The 10,492-nt window shown below is 64.5% G+C and carries 10 protein-coding genes; 5 read left to right on the top strand and 5 right to left on the bottom strand.

Annotated features, from left to right (window positions below; all coding sequences use genetic code 11):
• Positions 1-77 precede the first annotated feature (77 nt).
• Positions 78-608, top strand: coding sequence for an O-acetyl-ADP-ribose deacetylase (locus DOM57_RS10365; RefSeq protein WP_110649120.1), 531 nt, complete (start codon positions 78-80; stop codon positions 606-608).
• 12 nt (positions 609-620) lie between these two features.
• Here the strand turns inward: DOM57_RS10365 and DOM57_RS10360 are convergent, their stop codons facing one another.
• The 4 genes from DOM57_RS10360 to folB form a co-directional block, all read right to left on the bottom strand.
• Positions 621-1,310 carry a response regulator gene (locus DOM57_RS10360; RefSeq protein ID WP_110649119.1) on the bottom strand — a complete coding sequence of 230 codons (690 nt, stop codon included), beginning with the start codon at positions 1,308-1,310 and terminating at the stop codon, positions 621-623.
• Positions 1,307-2,779, bottom strand: a complete 1,473-nt coding sequence (locus tag DOM57_RS10355) for an ATP-binding protein (RefSeq protein WP_110649118.1) — start codon at positions 2,777-2,779, stop codon at positions 1,307-1,309. The genes DOM57_RS10360 and DOM57_RS10355 overlap by 4 nt, the downstream gene beginning before the upstream one ends.
• A 124-nt stretch (positions 2,780-2,903) precedes the next feature.
• The gene (gene folK / locus DOM57_RS10350; RefSeq protein WP_110649117.1) at positions 2,904-3,434 is read right to left on the bottom strand and encodes a 2-amino-4-hydroxy-6-hydroxymethyldihydropteridine diphosphokinase; all 531 of its coding nucleotides are present in this window, start codon (positions 3,432-3,434) and stop codon (positions 2,904-2,906) included.
• A complete protein-coding gene (gene folB, locus DOM57_RS10345; protein ID WP_110649116.1) occupies positions 3,434-3,787 on the bottom strand; it encodes a dihydroneopterin aldolase in 354 nt (117 codons plus the stop codon). Before folB ends, folK begins: the two co-directional genes overlap by 1 nt.
• A gap of 302 nt (positions 3,788-4,089) precedes the next feature.
• Between folB and DOM57_RS10340 the strand changes: the two genes are divergently transcribed.
• Positions 4,090-4,734, top strand: coding sequence for a glycerol-3-phosphate acyltransferase (locus tag DOM57_RS10340; protein ID WP_204352927.1), 645 nt, complete (start codon positions 4,090-4,092; stop codon positions 4,732-4,734).
• Here DOM57_RS10340 and tsaD read toward each other — a convergent pair.
• Positions 4,715-5,758 carry a tRNA (adenosine(37)-N6)-threonylcarbamoyltransferase complex transferase subunit TsaD gene (gene tsaD, locus DOM57_RS10335; protein ID WP_110649115.1) on the bottom strand — a complete coding sequence of 348 codons (1,044 nt, stop codon included), beginning with the start codon at positions 5,756-5,758 and terminating at the stop codon, positions 4,715-4,717. The two genes, DOM57_RS10340 and tsaD, sit on opposite strands and share 20 nt — an antisense overlap.
• Positions 5,759-6,016: 258 nt before the next feature.
• Here tsaD and rpsU point away from each other — a divergent pair, with 258 nt between their 5' ends.
• The 3 genes from rpsU (at position 6,017) to rpoD (ending at position 10,471) form a co-directional block, all read left to right on the top strand.
• Positions 6,017-6,232, top strand: coding sequence for a 30S ribosomal protein S21 (rpsU, locus tag DOM57_RS10330; protein ID WP_110649114.1), 216 nt, complete (start codon positions 6,017-6,019; stop codon positions 6,230-6,232).
• 221 nt (positions 6,233-6,453) lie between these two features.
• Positions 6,454-8,346: a DNA primase gene (dnaG, locus tag DOM57_RS10325; RefSeq protein WP_110649113.1), complete on the top strand. Its 1,893-nt coding sequence runs from the start codon at positions 6,454-6,456 to the stop codon at positions 8,344-8,346.
• 271 nt (positions 8,347-8,617) lie between these two features.
• On the top strand, positions 8,618-10,471 hold the full coding sequence (rpoD, locus tag DOM57_RS10320) for an RNA polymerase sigma factor RpoD (RefSeq protein ID WP_110649112.1): 1,854 nt from the start codon (positions 8,618-8,620) through the stop codon (positions 10,469-10,471).
• The last annotated feature ends 21 nt before the right edge of the window (positions 10,472-10,492 follow it).

Genomic DNA, 10,492 nt, shown 5'->3' with positions numbered 1-10,492 from the left:
CCACTTCCGCCGGCTCGTGTTTGGCGCCCGGGACGATCTATGCTGGAAAGACAATCCCGAACAACGCTGGAGGGAGCATGAAGATCCACTGGCAGAACGAGCGTCTGATCGTCGCCGAGGGCGATATCACCCGCTTCGACGGCGACGCCATCGTCAACGCCGCCAACAAGAGCCTGCTGGGCGGTGGCGGCGTGGATGGCGCGATCCACCGGGCGGCCGGTCCCGAACTGCTCGAGGCGTGCCGCGAGCTACGCGCGCGTGAATGGCCGGATGGGTTGCCGGTGGGCGAAGTCGCGATCACGCCGGGGTTTCGGTTGCCGGCAGCCTATGTGATCCATACGGTCGGCCCTGTCTACGCCAAGTCCGAGGACCGCTCCGAACTGCTCGCCAACTGCTATCGCAACTCGCTTCGCGTGGCCGCGGAGCGGCATTTTTCCCGCCTGGCGTTTCCCGCCATTTCCACCGGCATCTACGGTTATCCGGCCGATGCCGCCGCTGGTATCGTCTCCGATGTGATGCGCGAGCTGCTGCCCGCGCTTCCCGGCCTCGAGGTGACGCTGATGTTCTTTTCGGCGGCGGATGCCGAAGTCTATCTGCGCCATGCCTAGGCTCGGTGTCGCCTACTCCTCCGGCTGGTACTTGTACCCCACACCGTAGACGGAGCGGATGATGTCCCGTTCCGGCCAGATGTCGGCGATCTTGCGTCTGAGCTTCTTGACGTGGCTGTCGACGGTGCGTTCCGACACGATGCGGTGGTCGCGATACATGTGATCCATCAGCTGGTCCCGCGAGAAGATGCGCCCGGGGCTCTGCATCATCACCTTGAGCAGTTGGAACTCGACCGCCGTGAGGCCCAGGTCCTGGCCGCCCGCCAGCGCGCGCCAGCCGTCCTCGTCGAGTACCAGGCGATCGCCTTCCGCCGGGGACTCGCCGAGGACGCTGCCGTGGGTGCGTCGCAGTACCGCCTTGACCCGTGCCACGACCTCGCGCGGGCTGAAGGGCTTGCAGATGTAGTCGTCGGCACCCAGTTCCAGTCCCAGCAGGCGGTCCACTTCCTCGACCCGGGCGGTCAGCATGATCACCGGCAGCGACGGGTAGCGCTCGCGAATCTGACGGCACAGGGTCAGACCGTCGGTGCCGGGTAGCATCAGGTCGAGCAGGATCAGCAGCGGAGTCTGCTCTTCGAGCCACTCCATGACGGTATTGCCGTGATCGATGTGGTCGGAGGCGTAGCCGCTCTTCGACAGATAGTCGGCGATCAGGCGCGCGATCTTGGGTTCGTCTTCGACGATCAGGATGGTGTCGTTCATCTAGCCAGCTCCATGACAGATGGCGTGGTCGCCATTTCCAGCGGAAAGGAGAGAGTCCAGCGTAGCCCGCCGAGTGGCGAGGTGGAGGGCACCAGGGTGCCGCCCTGGGCTTCGATCAGGGCGCTGGCGATCGACAGTCCCAGGCCACTGCCGCCACTGCGGCGGTTGCGCGAGGCCTCGATCCGGTAAAGACGCTCGGTCAGGCGGGGAAGTTCGGCCTCCGGCACGCCGGGAGCGGTGTCTTCCCAGATCACCTCCGCCTGTTGTCGGCGACGCCTCAGGGTGACTCTCAGCTTGCCGGGGCTGTCGGTATAGGCGAGGGTATTGGAGAGCAGGTTGTCCCACAATTGGCGCAGGCGCTGGCTGTCGGCGCGCACCAGCGCCGACTGCGTCTCCAGCGAGAGTTCGAGGCCGTGGCTCTCCAGCCGCAGGCGGCTGTCCTCCAGGCGTTGCACCAGGGACTCTTCGAGATCCAGCGGGACCAGGTGCATGTCGAGGGCGCCGGCATCGCTCTGGGCCAGCAGTCGCAGATCCTCGACCAGATGGCCGAGCTGGTCGACTTCCTGCTGCAGCGAGCCGAGGTTGTCCGGCGTCAACGCCCGCACGCCGTCCTGCATCGCTTCGATTTCGCCACGCAACACCGCCAGCGGCGTGCGCAACTCATGGGCGATGTCGGCAACCCAGTGCTGACGCGCACGGCGGTTGGCCTCGAGGGTTTCGGCGAGCTGATTGAAGTCGGCCGACAGTCGCGAGAGTTCATCGCGGCCTCGCTCCGAGAGGCGCACGCTGTAGTCGCCGAGCGTCAGTCGTCGTGTCGCCAGGGTCATGTAGCGGGCGCGGCGACCGAGCCACCAGGCCAGGCCGCCGGCCAGCAGCAGCGAGGCCAGGAACAGTGAGCCGACGATGATCATCAGGCTGCGCTGCTGGCGCTCGAGGAAGATCTGGTCCATGCGCGCCATCAGCCGCTCCGGTGGCAGGTAGCCAAGCTGTCCAACCAGTCTGTCGCCACTACGGATGGGCACGAAATGCGGTTCAGGCGGTGGTGGCATGTCGGGATCCCGTGGCGGCGGGTTGAGCAACGGCTCGCCGATGACGGGATTGCTCAATTCATCGAGCAGGACATAGCCGCGGGCGTCGCTGAGTTCGCGGTCGATCCCGCTGGGCGGGCGACGCTCGCTCGGCCACAGCTGACTGCGTACCAGACTCTGCCAGGCGCGCGGATTGTCGCGCAGCCATTGCCAGCTGCCGCGGCTTGCCCACTGCTCGCCGAGGGCGTTGGCCAGCGTCTCGGCGCGGGTCGTCTGGCTGCGTTCGAGATAGTTGACGAAGCCCTGATCGAGGCTGCGCGAGACGAATACGAAAACCAGTCCGCTGATCAGAACATTGGTCAGCAGGATGATGGCGAACAGCTTGAAACTGAGGCGCGACAGCCGGGGCCAGTCGCGTCGGCTACTAAGCGATAGAAACATGGGGTCGGTTTTTTTCACGGACCGGATCGATCTCCCGAGTGTGTCGCAGGCCGATGTAGCGACGGTTCAGGCAATGGGCAAAGATTATGGAGATTGTGACGGTTTGCCGATGCCATCGCCATGGTCAGTCGGGGTCGGCACGCGAGATCGCCGTGCCGTTCCAGATGAAATCGACCGCCCAGTGAGGCTGTGTGCTGTCATCGAACGCGGCCCATAGTTCGGCGAACGACACGCCGAGAGCCGGATGGCGGTGGTTCGGCAGCAGTTCGGCCAGCGGGTGCAGGACGAAGGCGTAGCGTTCGATATCGCTGCGCGGCAGGACTACGCCGCCTTGTTTGCCGACGCTGTCGCCCCACAGCAGCAGGTCGATATCCAAGGTGCGTGCGACGAATCTGGACGGCCCGCTGGGGCGCCCGTTGGCGTGCTCGATCGCCTTGCAGCGCGCATTGAGCACGGTGGGAGCGAGTTCGGTTTCCAGGGCGACGACCAGGTTGAAGAAACGGCGCTCGTCCTCGAAGCCGACGGGCGGGCTTTCGAACACCCGCGAAGGCTGGAGCGTCGCGGGAGCGGCCAGCGTCGCCAGGGCGTCGAGCGCCCGGCTCAGATGGCGCTCGCGCTCGATGTTGCTGCCGAGTCCGAGAACCGCCAGGGCCATCAGCCGGCCTCGCGCTCGATCCGCACCCCTACGGCGCGGGCGGCGGCCACGGCGCCGGGCTTGCGTACGGTGAGGCGCAGCCGGCGCACGCCGAACTCGTCGATCAGTAGCGCCGCGACGCGCTCGGCGAAGGTTTCGACCAGGCCGTGAGCGTTGGCGTCGGCGTAATCGGCAAGACGCTGACAGATGGCGGCGTAGTCGAGGGTCCGGGTGAGATCATCGTGCTGCGCCGCCGGGCGGATGTCGGTCACCAGTTCGAGATCCAGCTCGAGGCGCTGACGCACGTTGCGTTCCCAGTCGTAGACGCCAATCACCGTTTCCAGCGTCAAGCCTTCGATCAATACCTGGTCCACGCGAGTTCCTCGTCCGGATGAAACGATGGGGCAACGGCCCATTGGGGAAACGTTGTATAAATGTCTGCGCAGGCGAATCGCTGCGTTGCGCGCTGCTGGAGCGTCAGCCCGGTCAAAATCCTCACCTATATCCCATAGACTCCGGTTTTTGCGCTGCGTGCGCCTTGCGCTTCATCCTGCTCGCCGATTTATTCAGCATTTCCTTGGGCGTCGATTGTACGTCATGAGAGTGGCAGAATCAGGGCTCGCGGCGCGGTTTTCCCGAACGTCGTCGATCGCCTCGCTTCAGGAGAAGATGCGTGTTGCCACCGACTCTCACGACCGGCCTGCTGGTTGGCGCCGGTTATCTCAGCGGTTCGCTGCTCGGGGCGATCTGGGTATGCCGTGTCTGGGGACTACGCGATCCGCGCTGGGCGGGTTCGGGCAACCCCGGCTTCTCCAACGTGCTGCGTGCCCATGGTTGGCGTCCGGCGCTGGTGACGCTGGTCATCGATACGGTCAAGGGCATGCCGGTACTGTGGCTGGCGGGAGCGGCGTCGCTGTCGGTGTGGGCGCAGGGACTGGTGGGGTTGAGCGTGATGCTCGGGCATAGCTGTCCGCTATGGCATCGCGGCCGCGGAGGAAAAGCGGTGGCCAGCGCTTTCGGTGTGTTGTTGATGCTGGCGACACCGGTGGCGCTGATCTGTGCGGCTTGCTGGTTCGTGCTGGCCTGGCGGGTACGTACGGCTGCCGTTGCGTCGTTGTCGGCGGCGCTAGTGGCGCCGCTGCTGAGCTACTGGCTGACGCCGGCGATGACCGGCGTGATCTGCGTGTTCTCGCTGCTGGTACTGGCGCGGCATGCCTGGAACATCCGCCTTTGGCGCGAGCGACGTCATGGATCGCACGCGCCGCTCGACGAAGAGGACGCGCTACGCAACAGGCGGGCGCTCAAGCGGCCGGAGGAGTGAGCTCGGCCAGTGGCCAGCGCGGGCGCGGCTGCATGGTCTCGCTACGCTGACCGGCGAGCAGGCGTTGGGCGCCGGCGTAGGCGATCATCGCGCCGTTGTCGGTGCAGAAACGGCCGCGCGGATAAAAGGCTCGGGCGCCCTGTCTGGCCAGCGCGGCGTCCAGCGTCTCGCGCAGCCGTCGGTTGGCGCTGACTCCGCCGGCGACGACCAGTCTCGTCCGGCCGCTCGCCTTGAGCGCCCGACGGCACTTGATCACCAGCGTGTCGACGACGGCGTCCTCGAAGGCGCGGGCGATGTCGGCACGAGCCTGTTCTTCCAGGGCTGGGTCGTCGAGCGCTCCGTCGGCCTCGAGCGCGCGTAGTGCGGTCAGCGTGTGCGTCTTCAGGCCCGAGAAACTGAAATCGAGCCCCGGGCGGGCGGTCATCGGGCGGGGGAAACGAAAGCGCTCCGTATTGCCCTTTTCCGCCAGGGCGGCGACCTGGGGGCCGCCGGGGTAGGGCAGCCCGAGCATCTTGGCGACCTTGTCGAAGGCCTCGCCGGCGGCGTCGTCGACCGACTCGCCCAGCAAGCGGTAGTCGCCCAGGCCGCGCACGTCGACCAACTGGGTATGGCCGCCGGAGACCAGCAGCGCGACGAACGGGAAGGCCGGCGCTTCCGTCTCGAGCATCGGCGCCAGCAGATGGCCTTCCATGTGATGCACGCCGAGCACCGGGATGTCGAGTGCCCGCGCCATGCCATGGGCGGTGCAGGCGCCGACCATCAGCGCGCCGACCAGACCGGGTCCGGCGGTGTAGGCGATGGCGTCGAGCTGGCGCTTGTCGAGGCTGGCGTCGGCGAGTACCTGATCGATCAGCGGCAGCAATTTGCGGGTATGATCGCGGGAGGCGAGTTCCGGCACCACGCCGCCGAACTCGGCATGCAACGCTATCTGGCTGTAGAGCGCATCGGCCAGCAGCCCGCGGTCGGTGTCGTATAGGGCGACGCCGGTTTCGTCGCAGGAGGTTTCGATGCCCAGCACGCGCATGGTCTGTCAATCCGTCGGTATGGTGAAGGCGGAGAAGGCGGAAAAGGGCGCCATTCTACGCCCTCGAAAAGTCGTTTGCATTGGTTGGGAGCGAAGTCTAGAATACGCTGCTCTGTAGGACTGGGTCGTGCGCTCCGAAGATCCGGGATTGCGACGCGAAACGGCTCTGGCCTTTCGTAGCGCCGTCCGAATTCCCTCGGGTCATCGTCTGGGCGTGCGTTCAAACCGAACTCGATTCCCAAGGTAGGTGAGTGCTTCATGCCCGCTGTTAAAGTACGTGATAACGAGCCGTTCGACGTCGCGCTGCGTCGCTTCAAGCGTTCCTGCGAAAAAGCCGGAATTCTGTCCGAAGTGCGTCGTCGCGAAACTTACGAAAAGCCCACTGCCGTTCGCAAGCGTAAAGCTGCGGCCGCGGTGAAGCGTCACGCCAAGAAACTGCAGCGTGAGCGTAAGCGTTTCGAACGCTTGTATTGATCCGTACTGAGGGTGGCCTTGGCCGCTCCAGAGGGATAGTCAAACGGCCGCCACTTCGGTGGCCGTTTGTTTTTGTCTCTCGCCATCGTCCAGGGGCTGTTGACGTTTCACGCACGGCCGCGCTGAAACGTCAACAGCCCCTAACTGTCCTATCCTCATGACAAGGATCGCAGTGGCCGCCGTGTCGCTGACGATCGGACTCTCGAGAGCGTCTTGACGACATGGCCGGACAGATTTCACAGCGTTTCATCGATGACCTGCTGGCACGTACCGACATCGTCGATGTCGTCTCCGAACGGGTCCAGCTCAAGAAGAGCGGGCGCAACCACAGTGGCCTGTGTCCGTTCCACCAGGAAAATTCGCCGTCGTTCACGGTGAGTCACGACAAGCAGTTCTATCACTGTTTCGGTTGCGGCGCTCACGGCAATGCACTGCGCTTCCTGATGGAGTACGACAACCTGCGCTTTCCCGAGGCGGTGGAGCAACTGGCCTCCCGCGCGGGCATGCAGGTGGAGCGGGAAGGCGGCGACGATCCCGGGGCGCATCAGCGTCGGCAGAAACGCGAGGAAGGCGTCAACCTGCTGGAATTGGCCTCGCGCTTCTTCCGTGAACGCCTGGCGCTGGGCGGTGGACGTCAGGCGCGGGAGTACCTCGAGCGTCGCGGCCTGACGCCGGAGGTGATTCGCGACTTCGGCATCGGCTACGCCGAGGACGAGTGGGAGGCGCTCAAGCGCTACCTGCTCCAACAAGGTATCAGCGAGGCGGTTCAGGTCGAATACGGCCTGTTGGTGCATCGTGAGGAGAGCGGACGGACCTACGACCGTTTCCGCGACCGCGTGATGTTCCCGATTCGCGACTGGAAGGGGCGCACCATCGCTTTCGGTGGGCGTGTGCTGGGCGATGCCAAGCCCAAGTATCTCAACTCGCCGGAAACGCCGGTCTTTCACAAGGGGCGCGAGCTCTACGGCCTGTTCGAGGCGCGCCAGGCCAACCGGCAGTTGTCGCGGCTGTTGGTGGTCGAAGGCTATATGGACGTGGTGGCGCTGGCCCAGTTCGGCATTCGCAACGCCTGCGCCACCCTGGGTACGGCGCTGACCTCGGATCATCTGCAGCGACTGTTTCGCCTGGTCGATGAAGTGGTGTTCTGTTTCGATGGCGACAACGCCGGTCGACAGGCGGCGCGTCGCTCGTTGCAGACAGCACTGCCAGCGATGATCGACGGACGTCAGGTGCGCTTCCTGTTCCTGCCGGAAGGCGAGGATCCGGATACGCTGGTGCGCCGGGAAGGGCGCGAGGCGTTCGAAGACCGCGTCACCTGCGCGAGCCCGCTGTCCGAATTCCTGTTCGAACAGGCGGCGGAAGGGCGCGATCTCAAGCAGGTCGAAGGTCGCGAGCGCTTCGTCACCGCGGTCCTGGATGCGCTCAAGCGTCTCCCCGAGGGGGTGCTCAAATCGCTGCTGCTGAAAGAACTTTCGGTGCGCAGCGGCATTGAACAGTCGCACTTTGCCGACTGGCTGTCGACGCATGCCAAGCCTGCGCCGAGCGTCGATGACGGCGGCTATGAGGCGTTGATGGTGTCGGCAGAGAGTGACGCCGAGGCCGGTTCAGCGATGGCTGCCGCTGCCGATAGAGACATCAATCGGCCGCAGCGGGGATTTGCGGCATCTCGCGCGGGAACTGCTACGCTTGCGTTGAGTCTCCCGGCGCGAATCTTGCATCTGTTGCTGCACGAGCCGGGATTGGCGGAAACCCTGCCGGAGACGCTCGACTGGTGCCCGCCAGAGGTGCCCGACGGTCGCCTTTGCCGCGACGTGGTGCAACTACTGCGCGCCGGGCGTTATCGCAGCCCGCAGGTGCTATTGGCGCATTTCCACGGCAGTGCCGATGGCGAACGCCTCGACCAGCTGGCTCGACGTGAACTGGCGATCCCGCGGGAAGTGCGGGCCAGCGAGCTGGAGAGCTGGGTGCGCCATCTACAACGCGAGAGCGAGCGGCTGACACCGGCCGAAGAGTACCGGCAATTATTGGCAAAAAGCCGCCAACCGGGCGCGCTGAGCGCCGAGGAGAAGCAGCGGCTGCGAGAATTGATCGGCAAGCTGACCGCGGGCTCCTGAAACGGGACGAACGCGAACAAAGCCTTGAATCGGGCGGACATGCCGGAAAGGCAAGCGACAGGGAAGCGTGAAGGGCAGCGACAGGAGTGTCGAAAAGGTTGAAATGGCGGCAATCGCCACCAAATAGGGTAACCAAACACACTAGCACACCTGGCAGGCAAGGCAAATAGAAGTTGGCAGCAAAATGGCGGTACGCGCTATACTAGCGGGCTTTTGGGGCGTCGCGCTGTCACCCCAGGTGCTTCATTCTTCTTCGTCGAGTAGGGTTTCTATGGCTGGAAATACACAGCAGTCACGTTTGAAGGAGCTGATCGCACGCGGCAAGGAGCAGGGCTTCCTGACCTATGCCGAGGTCAACGATCACCTCCCGGAAGATATCGCCGATCCCGATCAGGTGGAAGACATCATCTCCATGATCAACGACATGGGGATCAACGTCGTCGAGGAAGCGCCCGACGAAGACACCCTGATGATGTCGGACAATTCCACCGACGAGTCCGCGGCGGAAGAGGCTGTCGCAGCATTGGCGGCGGTGGAGAGCGATGTCGGTCGAACCACCGACCCGGTGCGCATGTACATGCGCGAAATGGGCACGGTCGAGCTGCTGACCCGCGAAGGCGAGATCGAAATCGCCAAGCGTATCGAGGAAGGCCTGCGCGAAGTGATGTCGTCACTGGCCTATCTTCCCGGCGCGGTCGATTCCATCCTCGAGGTCTACGACCAGACCCAGGACGAAGAGGCGCCCGGTCGGCTGTCGGACCTGTTCTCCGGTTTCATCGATCCCGACGAAGGCATTCCCGGCGTTGCCGAGGTCGAACTGCCCGAAGAACTCGAGTCCGACATTGCCGGCGATGACGACGCCAGCGACGACGAAGACGAAGACGAAGACAGCGACGACAACTCCAGTGAAGGCGGCCCCGATCCCGAAGAGGCACGGGTGCGCTTCGAGCAGATCCGCGAGCAGAACGAGCGCGCCAAGGCGGCGATCGCCAAGCATGGTTTCGGTTCCAGCGAAGCCAATGCCGAGCAGGCGCGCCTGGCCGAGCTGTTCTCGCCGATCAAGCTGGCGCCCAAGCATTTCGAACGTCTGGTCGGTCAGGTTCGGGTCAGCGTCGAGCAGGTGCGCGAGCAGGAAAAGGCGATCATGCAGGTGTTCGTCAAGCAGGGCCGCGTACCGCGCAAGACCTTCATCGGTTCCTTCCTCGGCAACGAGGCGTCCGCTACCTGGTTCGACGACTTCATCGCCAAGCACGACAAGTACGCCGAGCGCCTCGAGCCGTTCCGCGCCGACGTTCAGCGTGCGCAGCGCAAGATCGGCTTCGAGGAGGAGATGGTCCAGCTCGACGTCGGCCAGCTCAAGGAGGTCAATCGTCGTCTCTCCATCGGCGAGGCCAAGGCACGGCGTGCCAAGAAGGAAATGGTCGAGGCCAACCTGCGTCTGGTGATCTCGATCGCCAAGAAGTACACCAACCGTGGCCTGCAGTTCCTGGATCTGATCCAGGAGGGCAATATCGGTCTGATGAAGGCGGTGGACAAGTTCGAATACCGTCGCGGTTACAAGTTCTCGACCTACGCCACCTGGTGGATTCGTCAGGCGATCACGCGTTCCATCGCCGACCAGGCGCGCACCATCCGCATCCCGGTGCACATGATCGAGACGATCAACAAGCTCAACCGTGTCTCCCGCCAGATGCTGCAGGAGATGGGCCGCGAGCCGACCCCGGAAGAACTGGGCGAGCGCCTCGAGATGCCGGAAGACAAGGTGCGCAAGGTGCTCAAGATCGCCAAGGAGCCGATCTCCATGGAGACGCCGATCGGCGACGACGAGGACTCGCATCTGGGCGACTTCATCGAGGACAGCACCATGGTGCTGCCGATCGACTCCGCCACCGGCGAAGGCCTGATCGAGGCGACCCGCAACGTGCTCGGCGGCCTGACCGCGCGCGAGGCCAAGGTGCTGCGCATGCGCTTCGGTATCGACATGAACACCGACCACACGCTGGAAGAGGTCGGCAAGCAGTTCGACGTCACCCGCGAGCGTATCCGCCAGATCGAAGCCAAGGCGTTGCGCAAGCTGCGTCATCCCTCGCGTTCCGAGCCGCTGCGCTCGTTCCTCGACGAGTAATCCGGGCTTCGCCCGGGAGTT

The organism is Salinicola peritrichatus (assembly GCF_003206715.1).
Taxonomy (GTDB): Bacteria; Pseudomonadota; Gammaproteobacteria; order Pseudomonadales; family Halomonadaceae; genus Salinicola; species Salinicola peritrichatus.
This window is presented reverse-complemented; position numbering and strand designations above follow the sequence as displayed.